Raw genomic sequence first — 19,503 nt, forward strand, 5'->3', positions numbered from 1 at the left:
GGATGGGGCAGCCAAGTGTCGATGTCGTCATTCCGAACTATAATTACGGACGCTATCTCGGCATCTGCGTTCGCAGCGTGCTGTCGCAGGATATCGAAAACCTGCGGGTGCTGATTATCGACAATGCCTCCACCGATGACAGTGCCGATGTGGCGCGTGCGCTGGCCGCAGAAGATGCGCGGGTGGAGCTGTTGCTCAGGCCGGTCAACAAGGGGCAACACGCCTCATTCAACGATGGTATCGATTGGGCCAGCGGCGACTATTTCGTTTTGCTCTGTTCCGATGATTTTATCGTTCCCGGTGCGCTGCGTCGGGCGCTGGCGGTCATGGAACCAGACCCGACGATTGCCTTTTCCTATGGGCGGGACGTTGCCGTGAACGGCGATGCGCCGATCCCCGCCATTCCGTCCCAGCCGGACGATGTGCCTTGCCGCGTCGAGACCGGCACCGCCTTTATCGAACGCTTTTGTCGGCTTGGCGTGTTTCAGTTGCCGGGCTCCGCGATGGTTGTCCGCACAGCAGCCCAGAAAGCTGCCGGACACTATGTCGAGGCGCTGCCGCATAGCGACGATTATCACATGTGGCTGCGGCTTGGATTGCAGGGGAGGATTGCCGAACTGGACTGCGTTCAGGGCGGTACGCGCTCGCATGGACAAAACCGCTCGCAGCAATTGCGTGACACGCATCTGCTGCATATCCAGCACACGGCAGATGCGGGCGAGTATTTCTTTGCCCGCGAAGGGCGTGTTCTGCCCGATTGCGATGCCTTGCATCGTATGGCGCGTCGGGGCATCGCCGAACGGGCCTATTGGTCGGCCATATCCCACATGATGCGTGGTGATCCGGCCTGGTGGCAGCTTTTGAAATATGCGGTTTCCCAGCGGACGCAGACGGCCTTTATCCCGCCAGTCAACTATCTGTTGCACCGGCCCGATACGAAGCGGCGATTGCGCAGCTATGTCGATACGATGTTAGCTCGCCCTCTGGCGGGGGCTGGGCGTCGCTAACAGGACGCCCTTCCGCTTTGTGAGAAGTTGGGCGCGCAGGGTCTCTTCCTGCTGTGCGAGCTTCAGCCGGTATTGCGCCACTCCGGCTTCGACTTTTTTGGCCAGTTCTTCACGCCGCTCGAACATGTCGTCGATCTGGGCCAGAATGGTTTGCGTGTCGAACCGTTCGATATGGTGGCCAAAGCCGTCCAGGCCCGTATCATGCAGCAATGCTTCGTTTTTTGCGGCATAGCCGAGCGAGATCGCCGGACGCCCCATGGCGAGGGCGCAGACGATGTTATGGTAGCGGCTGGCAACCACGATATCGGTTTGCGCGATCTGCTGCATCAGCTCATGCAGGGATGCGACAGGCTCGACGATGATCTTTGCTGCATCCGGTGATTGAATCCGTGGCATCAGATCGTTGATGGCTTGAAGATCGCCCTTGTCGCCGGTGAGCAGCCGTACGTCGCGGCCGCTGGCCAGAAGCTTGTCAGCCAGTGCGGCGATTTTGCCGAGATAGGTTTCATAAATGTCCGAGGCGTTCGCCTCACGCCTTTTCCAGCCGCGATAGGTCATGACGCCGAGGCCTACGCGTGTGGCAACGCTGTCATGTATTGCGTTGCTGGCGGGTGGCAGCGCAAAGGCAATATCTGCGCTCACCACATCGCTCCGTGAATTGACCCCGAGCGATTTCATGAAATCGTGGGAGATTTCATCGCGATAGGAGCGGAAGGCTGCTGTGAGCGCTGCCTTACGGAAGAAGAAGCGGCTGACCGGATGGTCGGCAGGTCCGGCGCCAACAGAAACGAAGGCGAGTTTGGCACGGCCAAGACGTGCAGCCAGACACCAGCGCATGATGACGAAAGGCCAGCCGAACGGACCTTCGTTGAAATCGTCGAGAATGCCGGTGCCGGGCACGATGATAAGATCGAGGCCGTGTGCAACCGAGATGGCGGTAAGAAAACCGGCCAGTCGTCGCGGCAGCTTCAGCAGCGCCTTGTCGAGCAGGCGGAAAAGATCGCTTTCGAGCGCGGGGTTTCCCACCGGCACGGTCGCAACATTGTACTTTTCTGAAATGATATCGGGGCGCGCGCAGATGCATAAGAGATCCGCATCGGGGCAGTTGCGTTTCAGTAAGTGCAGCATGGCTTCCAGAGAGCCGTCATTGCCTGCATTGCCGGAACCGAACTGTCCGAAAAGGCCAATTTTCATGCGGGTGTCTCCAGCAGCGCGTCCAAAGCGCCCCCAAAGCGCCCAGTGCACGGTACTCTTGGATTACCGCCCGGGAAAACTGGCAGAAGGGGGAAGCCCATCGTCTAATGTAGGATGGTGCATACTCCTCTTACCCCTCATGGCCAGAATGCGCCCGCCTGCAAATTCGATACACTGGCAGCGGTATATCAACTTGCCCCCTCGATATACCGGAACAAGGCTTCGAGGGACATTTTCCCTCGAAGTCTGTTTCCGGGGCTATGGGGTTTTTACGATGAAATGTGCCTACTTCGTGCGCCCGCACATAGGCGGGACATATTCGGTATTCACGCGGATGCGCGCGTCGCTTGCGCGCTCGGATATTGAGCTGCGCTGGCTTGCAACGGGCGCTGCGGGGGATACCGTCAGCGTGCCTGAAGGGCAGGGGCTGGAGGATGCCGAGCGGCAGGGCGACGCCATTGACCGGATGGGTGTTCTTGATGAAGAAACCCGCGCCAAACGCATTGTGGATTTTCTGCGCGATAATTGCTTCGATGCTGTTTTTGTCAATGTGCTGTCGCAGCGCTTTGAAACCAATCTCGTGCGCTATCTGCCCGCCGATATTTTGCGCATCATGATCGTCCACAGCATCACGCCCGGCACCTATGAGGCGGCGCGGGCAATCCGCGATCATGTTCACGCGACGGTCGGCGTGTCCAACCGCTGCCGCGACGATCTTGTGCGCGGCTATGGTTTCGACGCCGGTCGCACGCTGGTTATCCCGAACGGGTTAAGCCGCGATCCGCATGTCGGGCGTGCGCCATCGCGTAGCGCGGATGGGAAGCCAATCCGGCTTTTGCATCTTGGCCGTATCGACGACAGTTCCAAAGGTGTGTTCTGGCTGCCGGGCATTCTGCGGCGGCTGACCTGTAATTATCACCTGACGGTTGCAGGCGATGGACCGGACCTGGAGGCGCTGCGACACAAGCTTGCGCCCTTCGGTGACAAGGTCAGCTTTACCGGCTGGGTTGCGCCTTCGGATGTTTCATGGCTGGTCAGCCAGCACGATGCGCTGGTCATGCCGTCGCGTTATGAGGGGTGCCCGATGACGCTGATGGAAGCGATGAGTCAGGGTTGTCCTGCCATCGTATCGCGCATTGCGGGTGTGACAGATATGATCGTCACCGATGGCGAAGACGGGATGCTTTTTCCCATTGGTGATTGCGGGCGGGCTGCGGCGCAAATCGATCGACTAGCTGGTGATCCGCATCTTCACAACCGCATGGCGGAAGCCGCAGTCCAGAAAGTCACGTCAACTTTCGACAGCGATATTGTCGGGGGCGCTTACGTAAACCTGCTGGAACGATTGCATCGGGAACGCCCGGAAATTGCGCCGCCACTGGCGTTGTCGCAGTGGTCCATGCCGAATGCACTGCATAAGAATTTACGCAGCCGCTTGCCACAGCCGGTCAAGAACTGGCTACGTCGCGTGCGGGAGAGAGTACATGCAGGGTGGTCCGCCGCTTAATCGACGCACTTCAAAGCCCGGCAATTGAAGGATTTCGCCATGAATCTGTTCACATCGCAGTTTCGCAATTCCCAACAACTGGGCGGCAAGGCGCATGCGCTTATTCCCGGCGGTTGCCACACCTATGCCAAGGGCGATGACCAGTATCCGGTTCTGGCGCCGGGATTCATCCAGCGCGGTTGCGGCTCGCATGTCTTCGATGTCGATGGCAATGAATATATCGAATATGGCATGGGCAACCGGGCCGTGGGGCTGGGCCATGCCTATCCGCCAGTTTTGAAGGCTGTACGCGATGCGCTGGAGGATGGGTGCAACTTCACCCGCCCTAGCGCCATGGAAGTGGATTGCGCGGAACGCTTTCTTGAACTGATCGACACTGCCGAAATGGTCAAGTTCTGCAAGGACGGTTCAGATGCGACATCCGGCGCAATGCGTCTGGCGCGGGCCTATACCGGGCGTGACATGATCGCCTGCTGCGCGGGTCATCCGTTCTTTTCCTCCGATGACTGGTTCATTGGTACGACGAAGATGAATGCTGGCATTCCGGCATCGGTCTCTGCCCTGACTGCGACCTTCCGCTATAATGACCTTGCCAGCGTAAAGGCTCTGTTCGAGGACTATCCGGGGCGTATTGCAGCCATCATTCTGGAACCGGCGCGCGCCGATGATCCGAAGGACAATTTTCTGCATGAAGCGATGCGCATCGCCCATGAAAATGGCGCGCTCTTTGTGCTCGACGAGATGATTACCGGCTTCCGCTGGCACAGGCAGGGAGCCCAGAAACTTTACAATATCGTTCCGGATCTTTCCTGCTTCGGCAAGGCGCTCGGCAATGGCTTTGCCATTTCGGCGCTTGCTGGCAAGGCAGAATATATGCAGCTCGGCGGCCTTAGCCAGACCGAGTTTCCGCGTGTGTTCCTGCTATCGACCACGCACGGCGCGGAGACCCATGCCATGGCCGCCGCCATGGCGACAATGGCGGTTTATCGCGATGAACCGGTCATTGAGCACCTGTACGGACAGGGGGCCAAGCTTGCGAGCGGTATGAACGAGGCGATCACCCGCCATGGCTTAAGCAAATATGTCAGCACGGTTGGGCGTGCCAGTTGCCTCGCCTATGCGACGCTGGACGAAACCGGCGTACCATCACAGGCATTCCGTTCCCTGTTTCTTCAGGAGACCATTCGGCGCGGCGTGCTGATGCCTTCGCTGGTGGTCAGCTATACCCATAGCGATGACGATATTGCGAAGACGATCGATGCGATTGACGGCGCGCTGGGCATCTATGCGCGGGCGCTGAATGACGGTGTCGGGGCCTATCTGACCGGACGTCCATCGCAGGTGGTCTATCGCCGCTTCAATGAAAGCGCGAATGCATGTCCGCCCGCGACGCTGTGAGAGGGATGCTGGCAGGTCTATTTGGACTCCTGACGCTGGTTGGAGGGGCGCAAGCGTCCGCAGAGGCCAAGCTCCCGATCCATGTCAGCGAAAACCATCGCTATTTTGAAGATGCGTCGGGCAAGCCATTTTTGATGCAGGGCGATACCGCCTGGTCACTGATCGTCCAGCTCAAACGCGATGACGTGGACCTCTATTTGAAAGACCGTCGCAAGCGCGGCTTCAACACCCTGTTGGTCAATCTGCTGGAACATCAGTTTTCCAGCAATCCGCCAGCCAATGCCTATGGCGACAAACCGTTTAAAGACGCGGCTTTTGGCGAGATCAATCCGGCTTATTTCGATCATGCCGCATGGGTGATCGAACGGGCGCAGGCGCTTGGCTTTGTCGTCTTGCTGGCCCCGGCCTATCTCGGCGCCAACGGCGGCGGGCAGGGCTGGTATCTGGAAATCGAAGCGGCAGGGCCGGAACGGATGCGCGCCTATGGCGAGGCCGTCGCACGTCGCTTTGCCAAATATACCAATATTGTCTGGGTGTTGGGCGGCGATTTTGATGCACCGGATAAACGGCTGGTGTCCAGTCTGGCCGAAGGCATCGCTGCGGTTTTGCCGAATGCGCTGCAAACCGTGCATACGCGGCGCAACACCAACACCGCCTCAGTCTGGTCCGACGCCAGGTGGCTCTCCATAGACACTGTCTACGACTATGACGACATTCATAGCTCTGTGCTCGCGCAGACCAAAGATAGCCGGATGCCGGTCATTCTGATCGAAACGCTTTACGAGAATGAGCATGGCACGAAGGCGCAATTGATACGCCAGAACGCTTATGGGGCGCTGTTGGCCGGAGCGGTTGGGCAGTTCTTCGGCAATAGCCCGATCTGGCATTTCAGCGGGCCGGGTGTGTTCGACTCCGACCGCGACTGGCGGCAGGAGCTGGATAGTCCCGGTGCACAGTCGATGACGGTTCTGCGAAAGCTGTTTGCAGTTTTGCCATGGACCGATCTGCAGCCTGATCGCAGCGGCCAGATTACCAAGGCGCAGAACCTTTACGCCGCATCGTTTTCGGGCGGGACGGGGGCTGTGATCTATGGCGAGGGAGGCAGCTTTTCCGTCCGCAAGGCAGTGGTGAAAGCTGGTGTTGACGTCACATGGATCGACCCTTCTTCCGGGGTTGGGACTCAAGCGGCCACGCCGCAGGACGATGGCCAGATGCTGACCTTTCGCACCCCGGCAGAAAAGAATGCGGATGGGGATGGGGACTGGATATTGCTGATCGGCAAGCCGGGCCAGTTTGGCCCTGACCGAAAGGGGTAGGCGCTACGCCCTTTCGCTGCTGTGCACCCCGCTTGTCTTTAACCGGATATGCCTTCGGTCAAATCGCTACCCCCACCGGTGCGTGATTAACTTGGATTATTGGGGATGCAGAGGAAACGACTATGAAAGTGCTGGTTACCGGAAGTCAGGGTTACATCGGATCGGTCATGGTGCCGATCCTCGTTCATGCAGGCCATGAGGTGTCGGGCTACGACATCGGTCTTTATGAACACTGCCTGTTCGAAGAAGGTGGTGCGGTCGTGAATGTACCGACGCTGCGCAAGGATGTGCGTGATGTGTCGCCGCGCGATCTGGAGGGTTTCGATGCGGTCATCCATCTGGCTGCGCTTTCGAACGATCCGTTGGGCAATCTTAATGAAGAACTGACCTATGACATCAACCACCGCGCCAGCGTGGCGGTGGCAAAAGCTGCCAAACGTGCGGGCGTGGGGCGTTTTCTCTTTGCATCGTCATGCAGCAATTATGGCATCAGCGATGCCGATCTGATCGATGAGACAGGTGAGCTGAAGCCGGTAACGGCCTATGGCCGCTCGAAGGTGCGTGCCGAACAGGAAATTCGGGAACTCGCCGATGCGGATTTCTGCCCGGTCTATCTGCGGCCCGCGACGGCCTACGGCGTGTCGCCTTTCCTGCGCTTTGATATTGTGCTGAACAATCTCGTTGCCTGGGCTGTCACCAAAGGGCTGATCTATCTCAAGTCGGACGGCACGCCATGGCGACCCATCGTGCATATCCGTGATATCTCACGTGCCTTCATGGCGGCCATGGAAGCGCCGCGCGACAAGGTCTTCAATGAAGCCTTCAATGTAGGCTCCACCGAACACAATTACCGCATTCGTGACATTGCAAGCATTGTCGCCGAGACGGTACCCGATTGCCGGATCGAATTTGCGGAAGATGCCGGACCGGATACCCGCTCCTATCGCGTCAGCTTTGAGAAACTGGCGCGGGTTCTGCCCAATGCAAAACCGCAATGGGATGCTGCGGCCGGTGCGGAAGAACTGCTCGCGGCCTATAGTCGCTCGACCCTGACGCTGGAGGAGTTCGAAGGACCCAGGTTCCAGCGCATCGCGCATATTCGCAAGCTTCTGGAGGAGGGTGTTCTCGACAGCGATTTGCGGCGCGTCGAGCTTGTGCAACAGCCGCTGAGAGCAATCGCATGATGGATGCGCGGCCCGGCATCGTCGACATGCACCGGTCTCCGGACGGAAAGGCGATCTACGATCTGGCCGCGCAACTTTATCCGATCTGTCGCAGTCTCACGGGTGATGGCGTGCGGGAAACGCTCGCCATTATTGGCGGGCATCTGCCGCTGGAAATTCATGAGGTGCCGACTGGCACGCCGCTTTTTGATTGGAAAGCACCGCAGGAATGGGTGATCCGCGAAGCCTATATTGCTGACAGCAATGGCCAGCGGATTGTCGATTTCGCGCGGCACAATCTGCATGTCGTGAATTTCAGTATTCCTGTGCGAACAAGGCTTTCGCTCGAAGCCCTCAAGAGCCACATTCACACGCTGCCCGACCAGCCCAACCTCATTCCTTACCGCACCTGCTACCATGCGGAGGACTGGGGTTTCTGCATGGCACATGATGATTTTCTGGCAATGGCCGAGGGCGACTATGATGTGGTCATTGACGCCGAGCGGCGCGATGGCGCGCTTGTCTTCGGGGAATACACTCATCGCGGAACAACCGACGAGACTTTTCTCCTGTCCGCGCATCTCTGTCACCCCTCGCTTGCCAATGATAATTGCTCCGGTCTGGCATTGCTGACTCTTCTGGGGGCGGCGCTCCAGTCACGCTCCACGCGGCTGACTTATCGCTTTCTATTCGGTCCGGCGACATTTGGCGCGCTGGCGTGGCTGCGCCAGAACGAGCCTCATCTTGATCGCGTCACCCATGGCCTTGTCCTGTCCTGCGTCGGCGACGATGGCGGGCCGAATTACAAGCGCAGCCGTCGTGGTAACGCGGCGATCGACCGGATCATGGGGCAGGTGCTCGCGCAGTCCGGTCAGGCTGGCGCGACGATGCACGACTTCTGGCCCTATGGATATGACGAAAGGCAGTTCTGCTCGCCGGGATTCAACCTGCCGGTCGGCATGTTTCAACGCAGCCTTTATGGTACCTTCCCGGAATATCACACCTCTGCGGACAACCTGGATTTCATCAAGCCGGAATGTCTCGAGCAATCCTTCAATCTCATCATGCAGGCCATTGAAATAGCGGAACGAAACTGGGTTCCGCTGAACACGTCACCCAAGGGTGAACCGCAGCTCGGACGCCGTGGGCTTTATGGCAAAACAGGCGGGGACAGCCGCGCCGCGCAGGAAGCGATGGCCATGCTCTGGGTTCTCAATCTGGCGGATGGCGGCGCGTCGCTTCTCGATATGGCCGAGCGCTCGAAACTGCCTTTCGCCACGCTTGCCGGTGCTGCGGACAGATTGCGCGATGCGGGATTGCTGATCGAGGCAAGTTAGCGGCCCTAGATTAAGGGCCAGGAGCGATCCTTGTCCGAAATGACACTGGGCTGGTTCGGCCATGGTATGCCGAGCGCCGGATCGTCATAGCGCAGGCCTGTCGCATGGTCCGGCGTGTAGGGATGCGAGATCATGTAACGGATGAGGACATTATCGGTAAGCGCCTGAAATCCATGAGCGCAGCCTTCAGGGATATAAAGCTGCACGCCGTTCTCCGCCGAAAGCTCCAGACCAACCCAGCGCATATAGGTGGGGGATTTGGGGCGTATATCGACCAATACATCCCAGACCGTGCCTTGCAGGCAGGTCACCAGTTTCGTTTCTGAATGCGGGTCGTTTTGGTAGTGCAAACCGCGCAGGGTTCCTTTCTCCCGCGAGAAGGAAAGACTGTGCTGCGGATAGTACGTTTCCATCTGCCGTTCGGCAAATGCCGCTTCGGAATAAACGCGCGCAAACCAGCCGCGCTCATCCTCCATCCGTTCTGGTTCGATAGACCATGCGCCATCGATGTTTAAAGAAGTAAACCGCATCTATTTGCCCCGTTTCCGCCTGCCGTCATTCTGACAGCGCGGTCTGGGCCCGGTAGAGCCTTCTTCGAGGGACGATCTTCACCTTCCGGGGTAGATGTCTCCTCCCGATAGGTGAGCCGCCTACACCCTTGCTCGCCCTATGACGCAAGGTGGGTGAGGATTGGCAATATCCCTACGGCGATGGCTGCGCCCAATGGTATGTGCGTCGCGCTCCAGATGGCAGTCTCGGCAATCTTTAGACCGCTTAGTAGTTTGGTTCATCCGGTGCGGCGCGCGTATCTGGCCGCGACGGTGCCTGCTCAAAGCAGCCAAGTCGATATCAGTTTTGGGACCAGTGTATTCGTGGCCATTGTAAGGGCCAGAGCCGAGGGGGTGTGTATGACCATCCAGACACCGGATATTTCGCGGAGCAAAAGCATGATGCAAGAGCGGACCGGCTGTCGCCTGTGCGGTAAATTGCTCAAACACACATTTGTGGATCTGGGCATGTCGCCGCCCTGCGAAAGCTTCGTTGCCGCCGATCAGCTAGACCGCATGGAGCCTTATTATCCGCTCTATGCGCTGGTCTGCGATCATTGTTATCTCGTGCAGCTGAAAGAGTATTTTTCGCCTGCCGAGATTTTCACGGAATATGCCTATTTCTCGTCCTTCGCGACCAGCTGGGTGGATCACGCCAGAGTTTATTGCGACGCGATCACCGAACGGCTGGAGCTGGATGAAAACAGTTTCGTCGTCGAGGTCGCCAGCAATGACGGCTATCTGCTTCAGCATTTCCTGCCGAAAGGCATTCCGGTTCTGGGCATAGAACCTGCCGCCAATGTGGCGCAGACGGCAATTGCCAAGGGCGTGCCGACCCGGGTCGACTTCTTCGGCGCACAACTGGCGCTGGAAATGCTCGGTGCTGGTCAAAGCGCCGATCTCATCATCGGTAACAATGTTCTGGCGCAAGTGCCTGATCTGAACGACTTTGTGCGAGGCATGCAGCTTCTGCTCAAGCCGGAAGGCGTGATTACGCTAGAGTTCCCGCATCTTGCCAATCTGATCGAGTTCAACCAGTTCGATACGATCTATCACGAGCATTTCTCGTATTTTTCGCTGCTGACAATTCGCTTCATGGCGCACAGACACCACCTCAAGATCATTGATGTCGAGGAAGTGCCGACCCATGGCGGATCGCTGCGGGTCTATCTGGCGCGCACGGGAAGCAAGCGGAAGGCGTCGCCCCGGGTGGCGGCACTTCTCAAGAAGGAAGAGAGCTTCGGCCTCAACGATATCTCGACCTATGAGCAATTTGCGGAGAAGACGCGCCATGCCAAGCGCGACCTCCTGTCCTTCCTGATCGCAGCCAAGAATTCCGGCAAGAGCATTTGCGGTTACGGTGCACCGGGCAAGGGCAATACGCTTCTCAACTATTGCGGTATCGGCACGGATTTTCTGGATTTCACCGTAGATCGCAATCCTTACAAGCACGGGCGCTATACGCCCGGCATGCATATCCCGATCTATGACGTATCGGCGATAGACAAGTACAAGCCGGACTACATCCTTATCCTGCCATGGAATTTCAAGGATGAGATCATCCGGCAGATGCAGCACGTGGTCGAATGGGGTGCGAAATTCATCATCCCCATTCCCCATGTCCGATTGATCGATCCAGCTCTGATTACAGAGGAGCGTTAGTCATGAAAGTCGTTCTGTTTTGCGGCGGTCTTGGAACCAGAATCCGCGAATATTCGGAAAATGTACCGAAGCCGATGATCCCGCTCGGCCATCAGCCGATCCTGCATCACGTCATGGAATATTACAGTGATTACGGTCACAACGACTTTGTGCTATGCCTTGGCTACAAGGCCAATGTCGTGAAGGATTTCTTCCTGACCATCCGCCCGCAGACTTTCGCGGATTGCGTGGTCTCCAATGGCGGGCGCAATGTCGAACTACTGGAAGAGGTGGATCGCGACTGGAGCGTGACGCTGCTCGACACCGGTATCTGGCGCAATATCGGCGAACGCCTGTGGAGTGCGCGCAGCCATGTCCAGAATGAGGACATGTTTCTGGCCAATTACAGCGACGGTCTGAGTGACGTCGATCTTGACGACATGACGCGGCGTTTTGAGGCGAGCGGCAAGATAGCCTGCTTCCTCGCTGTACGCCCGCCGCTGACCTATCATCTGGCGGATATCGCCGAGGGCGGGGACGTGCGGGCTTTCCGGACGTCGAACACTTCCGATATCTGGATCAATGGCGGCTATTTCCTCTTCCGCAAGGAAATCTTTGATTACATGCGGGAGGGTGAAGAGCTGGTGCTGGAACCGTTCAGCCGTCTCATCGCCGACAATCAGCTGATGGCTTATAAGTATGAAGGCTTCTGGCGGTCGATGGATACGCTGCGCGACTGGCAGACGCTGGAAGACATGGTGGAGAAGGGCGATATGCCCTGGAAGAAGCACAAGGCGGAGCAGCGCGCTGCCAACATAGCCATAGCGCTATGATCGACCTGCGTTCTCTCGCCAATCCGGGCAGGCCGCTTCAGGTTCTGTGTCTGGGTGCGCATTCGGACGATATCGAAATCGGCTGCGGGGGAACGCTCCTCAGCCTCATCGAAGCAGGAACGCCGATGCACATCGAATGGTGTGTGCTGTCGGGTAGTGAAGAACGGCGCGCCGAGGCGGAGGCTTCGGCGCGCGATTTTCTGCGTGGCACAGAAAGCCCGGGCATCCGTCTTGCATTGTTTGAAGATAGCTATTTTCCGGCGCAGATGCGTGAGATCAAGGCATGGCTGCTCGAACAGCGCAGTCGCCAGACGCCGGATATCGTGTTTACCCATCGCCAAGGCGATGCACATCAGGATCATCGCACGCTCAACGAGCTGACTTGGAATCTCTTCCGGGACCAGCTGATCCTCGAATATGAAATACCGAAATGGGATGGCGATCTTGGTCAGCCCAATGCCTATTCGGCACTTTCAGCTGCGATCATGGAGCACAAGGTCGAGCTTCTGATGAAGCATTTCGGCACGCAGCGCTCGAAAGACTGGTTCGATCCCGAGACATTTCGTGGTCTCGCGCGATTGCGCGGGATGGAATGTCGCGCGCCGGAAACCTATGCCGAAGCCTTCCATATGCGCAAGCTACGACTGTTTTAGCTATGTCTGGAGATACGAAAAAGCCCGTCGCGCTGGGAGGAGGAGTGCGCAACGGGCTGATTGGTAAAGCGCGATTGGGAGGAGGAGTATCGCGCTTCGTGTCCGGTTTCTGGGAGGAGGAGCGAAACCGAACAATGTGAAAATAGGAGCGGAGTCAGGTGTTTACAAGGGGACATCCTGCAGGGCAGCTATGCATTTTTTAAAGGGCTAAGTGCCTGATCCAAAAGTCGCCATGCCGGTCTGCAAATAGCCATTTCTGCGCTTACCTAGGCTCACGTACCCAAATGTACGCTCCGCTCCGGTTCTCGAAATCACCATTTTCGCCGCGGCCTGCCGCTTTTTGATTCAGGCCCTAAAAAAGAAACCGCCCCGCAGCGGTCTAGCGCGCTGGGGCGGTCACTCCCTCCTCCAAGTGGAGCACACAATAATGAGGGAGTTTCTAAAAGCAAGCCCTCAACAAAACTCTATAAATTTCAGAAAATACTGAAATCTATGAAGCTAATTGAGCAGGTGGCCGATGTCTCGGGCGAGGCTCGCTTTGCTTCGACTAAGTTGCGGCAAGTTCAAGTAGAGATCGCGGCTGACAGTGCAGCGAAACTGCCGTCTAATATTTGATATAATTTATAGACTACCTAATTATTGCGAGGGCTGGCTAATCAACCGCTGCCATGTATGGCTCAACCGGTTGTGGATTTAGGTTGCGGCTACACTCTTTTCTTTAATTGCCATTTCCATTTTGGAACAGGTGTGGTTATGTGCATTCTGCTTAATCAAAGGAATCAACTTTCGGATTCCTCGCCTGAGATTTGCCTGCGCGAGCGAATTTTAGATGGGCCTTTAAAAAAGTGCCGCCGAGTCCCGGTTTCAAAAAACCCCTGTGATCTCGGATATTTAGCCAGAAAGGCACCCCAATTAATTGGGTGAATTATCTGCTTTGATCACGCAATCTTTCAAGCTGGAACCCTTTGTTGGTTTTAGAATCGGTCTTTACCCGCCATTTTTTCCCAGCGTGCACTCCTGAGAGCTCGCCCGCCTCGCGCCCCTAAGCCCCCCGCCCAAACGCGAGGCGGTTCCTTGTTTAGGAACCACTCATTCTCCCCCGAAAAAGCTACCCAGCAAAGCTACCGGAATCAGTCGACTTCGTTCAGTGACTTTGGCCTTCCGGCATGTGTCGCCGTCGTTTCGGATAAAAATCACAGTCACGTTTTAAGACTTAACGCAGCGTCAGATTTGATTGGGATTTAATCGTAAATCTGAAGCGCTTTCTTCTGTGGAAGACGCCGAATAGACCGGCTGAGGCCCTATTCTTCAGCTACGTTCGAGGCAGTTGAGTCGATTGGTGCGTAAAGCGCGTCACTGCTCTGAATGCATGCAGCATCGGGTCCGGCTTCATGCTTGCGCGTCTTCGCTTCGTTGGCGGGTGCGCATGGGCAGGACGCCAGCCAAAAATTAACCATCTGTTAACCATTCCGCATATAGATCGAGTAAACCGTTTTTTAACCAAGATGAATCAAGTGCTAACACAATCCCGTCCGATCCGTTTGAAAGGGCGCTCCTTTCTTGCGCTGGTGCTCTCGCCTGAATTGCCGCTGGATGGCTGGCTCGACAGGCTGGACGATCTTGCCGCGCGTTCGGCGGGGTTCTTTCTGAATCGCCCGGTCGTGCTTGATCTTGAGAATCTGGTTATCGAACGGATGCAGCTGGTTCAGCTACTGGAAGATCTTGCAGGTCGCGGTGTCTGGATCACGGGTTTTGAAAATGCGCGTCCTTCGCTTCTCGGGCCTGGCATGCCGCCAGCTTTGCGTGGCGGGCAGGTGGCTGCGGATTTCAATCCCGAGGTGAGCGAGCCTGCAGCGCCTTCAAAACCGGTTGCGGCAGCAGCGCCTGCCAATGTGCAGCTGGTCAAGGCCGTGCCTTCGATGGTGGTGACGGAGCCTGTGCGCTCTGGCCAGTCCATCTATTTCCCGGACGGCGATGTCACCGTGGTGGGTTCTGTGGCTTCCGGTGCTGAAGTGGTCGCGGGCGGTTCCATCCACGTCTATGGCGCGCTGCGCGGTCGTGCGATGGCCGGGACGGCGGGCAATTCCAATGCGCGCATTTTCTGCCGCAAGATGGAAGCCGAACTCGTTGCGATCGACGGCCTCTACAAGACGGCTGAAGACATGGAGGCCAGATTGCGCGGGCAGGCGGTGCAGCTCTGGCTCGATGGCGATTATATGATGGCCGAAACGCTCGGCTGATCGATTTGTTGAAAAGAAATCATGCCCGGTTGGGCGGGCAATACTCTCATAAGGCGTGCGGGAGCTACAGGAGACCAATATGGCAAAAGTAATTGTTGTAACTTCCGGCAAGGGTGGCGTTGGCAAAACGACATCCACTGCAGCCATCGGCGCCGCTCTTGCGCAGCGCGGCGAAAAGACTGTCGTTATCGACTTCGATGTCGGTTTGCGTAATCTCGATCTGGTGATGGGCGCCGAACGCCGCGTGGTGTTCGATCTGGTGAATGTAATTCAGGGCGATGCGAAGCTGCCTCAGGCGCTCATTCGCGATAAGCGTCTCGATACCCTGTATCTGCTGCCTGCCTCCCAGACCCGCGACAAGGATAATCTCACGACCGACGGCGTTGACCGCGTGATCGAAGACCTCAAGAAGGAATTCGACTGGATCATCTGCGACAGCCCGGCTGGCATCGAGCGCGGCGCGACTCTCGCCATGCGCCATGCCGATATGGCCGTTGTGGTGACCAATCCGGAAGTGTCGTCGGTGCGCGATTCCGACCGCATCATCGGCCTTCTCGACGCCAAGACTCTCAAGGCCGAACGCGGCGAACGGGTAGAAAAGCATCTTCTGCTGACCCGTTACGACCCGATCCGTGCCGAACGTGGCGACATGCTGAAAGTCGAAGACGTTCTTGAAATCCTGTCTATCCCGCTTCTGGGCATCATCCCTGAAAGCCAGGATGTGCTGCGCGCATCCAATATCGGCTCTCCAGTGACGCTTGCCGACCAGCGCAGTGCGCCGGCTCTGGCCTATCTGGATGCAGCACGCCGTCTGGCGGGCGAAGAAGTGCCGATGACTGTCCCATCCGAAAAGCGCAGCCTTCTGGGCAAAATTTTCGGAAGGAGAGCGGCATGAGCCTATTTCGATTCTTCACCAAGCAGGCTTCCGCGCCCATGGCGCGCGAACGTTTGCAAGTTCTGCTGGCGCATGAGCGAGCGTCCGAGGGACATTCCGATCTTGTGGCGGTGCTGAGGGAAGAAATTCTGGCGGTGATCGCCAAACATATCCAGATCGATCGCGACAAGGTCAGCGTGAAGATGGATCGGGGAGATCAGATGTCGACACTGGAAGTCGATATCGAACTGCCCTTGAAGAACAAGGTGCGGGCAGCCTGATCTTCAAAGCATTTCCGGCAAATCGTGTCTGGAAGTGCCTCAATACAACGTGCGGGGGCGATAATGGAGGGATATTTCCATGAACCGCGGCACACTTCTTATCCGTCTGAAAGAGCTTCAGGAACTGCCAAAGTTTCAGAAGCGCGATATCTGTACGGTAAGCGCCTTTCTACCTCTCGAAGCTCTGGCTGAGCATGTCAGGGTGTGCGAGGAGGCGGCAGGCGTTGCGCAAACGGGGCAGGATCATTGATCCTGCCTTTTCCATTTGGCTCACGTCTTCATCACGGCACGGCAAAGTGCGTCTGCAAGTAGCAGCCGAGAAGCAGAAGTACGGCCGCAGCCGCGATGAGAGCCAAGATTTTCATATAATAGCATTCGCTCAATCTTCGCTCACGTTCAATAAAACTGATGGTGATCGAAGCGCGGGTGTTTAAATGACTGATCAGGCGACGTTCTGAATGAGTTCGCGCCGCGCTGTCGCAACAACCTGTTGCGTCAAACCTGTGAGCCGATCTGCCGCGAGGCGATTGACCTGCCAATAGAGCGGTACGTCCAGCGGCGTGTCGGGAACAAGCTCGACCAGCCTGCCCGACGCGAGGTGATCCTTCACCAGCACGATGGGGTTCACGCCCCAGCCCATACCATCCAGACCCGCTTCGACAAATCCTTGGGTGGATGGCAGCCAGTGGGTCGGACAATTGACATCCGCCTTCAGCTTTTCCTTGATCCAGCGATCCTGTAGCCGATCTTTCTGGTTGAAGGTGAGGGCAGGCGCGAAGGCAAGTGCTTCGCTTGTCACGCCGTTCTTGAAATATCGTCGCATGAAATCCGGCGATGCTGTCGCGTGGTATCGCAGCGTGCCGAGCGGAACGATCCGGCACCCTTGAACCAGCTTCGCATGGGAGGTCACCGCAGCCAAAACGCGCCCGCGCTGAAGCCATTCGGCGGTGTGGTCCTGATCGTCCACGGCGACATTGAGCAGATGATCGGATCCTTTGGTGAAGGCGGAGATAGCCTTCAGAAACCAGGTGCCGAGACTGTCCGCATTGGTTGCGATGTTTAGTGTGACGCGTTGCTTGAGATCATCTGCCCCGGCAAGGGCTGGCAGTTCTTCAAGCAATTCGCGCTCCAGCATACCCACCTGTTCGATGTGACGGCAAAGCCAATCGCCTTTTTCTGTCGCAGTGCAAGGCGTGCCGCGCGAGATGAGCACTGTGCCGAGCCGCTCTTCCAGATGTTTCACTCGCTGCGATATCGCCGATGGCGTGACATTCAGGGCCCGGGCCGCTTTCTCGAAACTGCCTGTTTGTACCACCATGGCGACGGCGCGCAGCGCGGAATAATCGATCATTAGCCTGTCTTAATTTGAATTAGTATCTTTAACTATACTAATCCAGATCAGGCATATATCCAAGCGCTACCGATCATTCCATATTGCGTGGCGTTCAGCAGGCCTGAGCCATGCTTTCGTAGCGAGCCGAAATGAATTTTTCCGTTTATCTGACGGGCCTGACCATGGGCCTCAGCCTTATTGTAGCTATCGGCGCGCAGAACGCCTTCGTTTTGCGTCAAGGGCTGCGCGACGAGCATGTTTTCGCGGTCAGTCTTGTCTGCGCTGTGTCGGACGCGGTGCTGATCACGCTTGGAATAACCAGTTTCCAGAAGATTGCGGCGGCGCTGCCCGCCATCGATCCGATCATGCGTTATGGCGGCGCTGCCTTCCTGATTTGGTATGGCGCACGGAGCCTCTATTCGGCGATCACATCTTCTGCCGCGCTTTCATCCGGCAATGGAAATGCAACCGGCTTGTGGAAGACCATCGCCACCTGCCTCGCTCTCACCTGGCTCAATCCGCATGTCTATCTGGATACGGTTGTGCTGCTGGGCACGATATCCACCCAGTTTCCGGGTCTCGAAAACGCATTTGCTTTGGGAGCGATTACCGCTTCGTTCGTCTTTTTCTTTTCGCTGGGATTTGGTGCGCGCTGGTTGCGTCCGGTCTTTGCCAGACCGTCGTCCTGGCGCGTACTGGAGGGCGCTATCGCTTTTGTGATGTGGGCAATCGCATGGAAGCTTCTGACTGGCGCATAAGCGCCAGTCATTGCAGATCAATCAGGATTGCTCTTCCGGCTGACGCTGCTGAATGCGTTCGGAAACGTAAGTATGCAGCGTGAAGGATGTCGCCGGGTTGTGATCCGCCGATTTTGGGAAGCCCTTGAGGTCCTGCGGCGCGATGCCGAACCGCTCCTTGAAGAATTTGGTGAACTGGGCGCGATCGGAGAAGCCGCAGGCATAAGCGACTTCCTTCATGCTAAGCCGTCGCCCGCCGTCATTGATCAGGCGTCGATAGGCAAGATCAAGCCGCTTGTTACGAATTAGCTTGGTGACACCGCTGTCAGGTTCAAATGCGCGATAAAGATGCGAATGCGACAGCTTGAACTGCTGCATAATGCTCTTTGGCGACAGGTTCGGATCGGCCAGATTTGCGTCGATATGGTCGAGCACGCGTTGGCGCAGCGGCAGGCTGACCGCCAGATATTCTTCCAATGTGAAAGCCTGCCGGTTGATGGCTGCTTTCAGCAGAACCATCAGGGATTCCTGAATTTCAGGATAATCATTCTGGTCGATCGTATCGATGATGCGGTCGAGCGTGAGAATGAAATTGAACAGGATTTTATTCGTTGCGACGTTGGAGGGAAGCACCAGACCGTGCAGGTTTTTGCCTGGGAAAGCCTTGTTGAGCTCCTTACGTGGAAGAGCGAGCGTTACGCGCGCGCCAGCATCCTTCTTGCTGGCCATCACCTGTGTCAGATCCATAAGGAATATATCGCCGGGTTTCACATCAACATTTCTGCCGTTGAAGTCCCCACGATAATCGCCTGCCAGCACGAGTTGAATGAGATAAAGGTCGAGGTCCGTTCTCGCGATAATTTTCGGCGTCCGATCACAAAACTGATTGCTGAATGTGGTGTTGCCGACAACCATGTCGCCAAACAGGCGTGAGCGGACAGAACCGCTCATGACCTTTTCGCCGCGTTCAAGGGTAGGTGAAACCTCATAAATGATAGACGACGTATCCCGCCAGAAATCATTGCGGTTTTTCTCGTCGACCATATCTGCCGATATATAATGGCCGCTCTTCATGTGCCCCACCCCCGACAGCTATCAGCCGATAACGCGGCATGCGGACACTCCCATGCAATCGTCAGGCATCAAACCGTGTCGTATTACTCCCTAGTTGAAATCGAATCTATCAAATTTGTCCCTCTAAACGCAATATGGGACAAATTTGTTCTATATTGGGGATTCGAATGTATTGCATGCTGAAACACGCAGGCTATTTCTATGTATTCGGGATCTTTATTGTCATAATTTGATAAAACGTCGAAATAAGCATCTGTATTTTGATATATCACGTGAGATACAGAGCAGATTTTCCTAATAGATTCATCCTGACGAGATGTGAACGGGAAAAAAATTGGGCTCTAGGATCAAATATTTCTTATGTTTA

At 56.6% G+C, this 19,503-nt stretch carries 18 protein-coding genes; 14 read left to right on the forward strand and 4 right to left on the reverse strand.

The window, feature by feature from the left end; translation table 11 throughout:
* Positions 1-2: 2 nt before the first annotated feature.
* Positions 3-1,007, forward strand: coding sequence for a glycosyltransferase family A protein (locus QBD01_RS09730; protein ID WP_280992615.1), 1,005 nt, complete (start codon positions 3-5; stop codon positions 1,005-1,007).
* Here the strand turns inward: QBD01_RS09730 and QBD01_RS09735 are convergent.
* A complete protein-coding gene (locus QBD01_RS09735; RefSeq protein WP_280992616.1) occupies positions 972-2,201 on the reverse strand; it encodes a polysaccharide pyruvyl transferase family protein in 1,230 nt (409 codons plus the stop codon). The genes QBD01_RS09730 and QBD01_RS09735 overlap by 36 nt on opposite strands.
* A gap of 274 nt (positions 2,202-2,475) precedes the next feature.
* Here QBD01_RS09735 and QBD01_RS09740 point away from each other — a divergent pair, with 274 nt between their 5' ends.
* From QBD01_RS09740 to QBD01_RS09760, 5 genes are all read left to right on the forward strand, one after another.
* On the forward strand, positions 2,476-3,708 hold the full coding sequence (locus QBD01_RS09740) for a glycosyltransferase family 4 protein (RefSeq protein ID WP_280992617.1): 1,233 nt from the start codon (positions 2,476-2,478) through the stop codon (positions 3,706-3,708).
* 39 nt (positions 3,709-3,747) lie between these two features.
* A complete protein-coding gene (locus QBD01_RS09745; RefSeq protein ID WP_280992618.1) occupies positions 3,748-5,106 on the forward strand; it encodes a glutamate-1-semialdehyde 2,1-aminomutase in 1,359 nt (452 codons plus the stop codon).
* Positions 5,085-6,422: a DUF4038 domain-containing protein gene (locus QBD01_RS09750; RefSeq protein ID WP_392391363.1), complete on the forward strand. Its 1,338-nt coding sequence runs from the start codon at positions 5,085-5,087 to the stop codon at positions 6,420-6,422. The genes QBD01_RS09745 and QBD01_RS09750 overlap by 22 nt, the downstream gene beginning before the upstream one ends.
* A gap of 122 nt (positions 6,423-6,544) precedes the next feature.
* On the forward strand, positions 6,545-7,606 hold the full coding sequence (locus QBD01_RS09755; RefSeq protein WP_280992620.1) for an NAD(P)-dependent oxidoreductase: 1,062 nt from the start codon (positions 6,545-6,547) through the stop codon (positions 7,604-7,606).
* Positions 7,603-8,922, forward strand: coding sequence for a DUF4910 domain-containing protein (locus QBD01_RS09760; RefSeq protein WP_280992621.1), 1,320 nt, complete (start codon positions 7,603-7,605; stop codon positions 8,920-8,922). The genes QBD01_RS09755 and QBD01_RS09760 overlap by 4 nt, the downstream gene beginning before the upstream one ends.
* Before the next feature lie 5 nt (positions 8,923-8,927).
* Here QBD01_RS09760 and rfbC read toward each other — a convergent pair whose 3' ends face one another.
* Positions 8,928-9,452: a dTDP-4-dehydrorhamnose 3,5-epimerase gene (rfbC, locus tag QBD01_RS09765; RefSeq protein WP_280992622.1), complete on the reverse strand. Its 525-nt coding sequence runs from the start codon at positions 9,450-9,452 to the stop codon at positions 8,928-8,930.
* Between the two features lie 378 nt (positions 9,453-9,830).
* Here rfbC and QBD01_RS09770 point away from each other — a divergent pair, with 378 nt between their 5' ends.
* From QBD01_RS09770 to QBD01_RS09800, 7 genes are all read left to right on the forward strand, one after another.
* On the forward strand, positions 9,831-11,132 hold the full coding sequence (locus QBD01_RS09770) for a class I SAM-dependent methyltransferase (RefSeq protein ID WP_280992623.1): 1,302 nt from the start codon (positions 9,831-9,833) through the stop codon (positions 11,130-11,132).
* Positions 11,133-11,134: 2 nt separating this feature from the next.
* Positions 11,135-11,944: a sugar phosphate nucleotidyltransferase gene (locus QBD01_RS09775; RefSeq protein WP_280992624.1), complete on the forward strand. Its 810-nt coding sequence runs from the start codon at positions 11,135-11,137 to the stop codon at positions 11,942-11,944.
* Positions 11,941-12,597 carry a PIG-L family deacetylase gene (locus tag QBD01_RS09780; RefSeq protein WP_280992625.1) on the forward strand — a complete coding sequence of 219 codons (657 nt, stop codon included), beginning with the start codon at positions 11,941-11,943 and terminating at the stop codon, positions 12,595-12,597. Before QBD01_RS09775 ends, QBD01_RS09780 begins: the two co-directional genes overlap by 4 nt.
* 1,505 nt (positions 12,598-14,102) lie before the next feature.
* A complete protein-coding gene (gene minC, locus QBD01_RS09785) occupies positions 14,103-14,837 on the forward strand; it encodes a septum site-determining protein MinC (RefSeq protein WP_182519663.1) in 735 nt (244 codons plus the stop codon).
* 79 nt (positions 14,838-14,916) lie between these two features.
* Positions 14,917-15,732 carry a septum site-determining protein MinD gene (minD, locus tag QBD01_RS09790; protein ID WP_078339194.1) on the forward strand — a complete coding sequence of 272 codons (816 nt, stop codon included), beginning with the start codon at positions 14,917-14,919 and terminating at the stop codon, positions 15,730-15,732.
* Positions 15,729-15,992, forward strand: a complete 264-nt coding sequence (minE, locus tag QBD01_RS09795) for a cell division topological specificity factor MinE (RefSeq protein WP_280992626.1) — start codon at positions 15,729-15,731, stop codon at positions 15,990-15,992. Before minD ends, minE begins: the two co-directional genes overlap by 4 nt.
* A 79-nt stretch (positions 15,993-16,071) precedes the next feature.
* On the forward strand, positions 16,072-16,242 hold the full coding sequence (locus QBD01_RS09800; protein ID WP_171058666.1) for a hypothetical protein: 171 nt from the start codon (positions 16,072-16,074) through the stop codon (positions 16,240-16,242).
* 192 nt (positions 16,243-16,434) lie between these two features.
* Here QBD01_RS09800 and QBD01_RS09805 read toward each other — a convergent pair whose 3' ends face one another.
* Entirely contained in the window at positions 16,435-17,343 is a 909-nt protein-coding gene (locus QBD01_RS09805; RefSeq protein ID WP_280992627.1) for a LysR family transcriptional regulator ArgP, read from the reverse strand.
* Between the two features lie 131 nt (positions 17,344-17,474).
* Between QBD01_RS09805 and QBD01_RS09810 the strand changes: the two genes are divergently transcribed.
* Positions 17,475-18,083: a LysE/ArgO family amino acid transporter gene (locus tag QBD01_RS09810; RefSeq protein WP_280992628.1), complete on the forward strand. Its 609-nt coding sequence runs from the start codon at positions 17,475-17,477 to the stop codon at positions 18,081-18,083.
* Between the two features lie 21 nt (positions 18,084-18,104).
* Here the strand turns inward: QBD01_RS09810 and QBD01_RS09815 are convergent, their stop codons facing one another.
* Complete coding sequence (locus QBD01_RS09815) at positions 18,105-19,136, reverse strand: helix-turn-helix domain-containing protein (protein WP_280992629.1); 1,032 nt, start codon at positions 19,134-19,136, stop codon at positions 18,105-18,107.
* Positions 19,137-19,503: the final 367 nt, after the last annotated feature.

The sequence above is a fragment of the Ochrobactrum sp. 19YEA23 genome (genome assembly GCF_029909865.1).
GTDB classification, from domain to species: Bacteria; Pseudomonadota; Alphaproteobacteria; order Rhizobiales; family Rhizobiaceae; genus Brucella; species Brucella gambitense.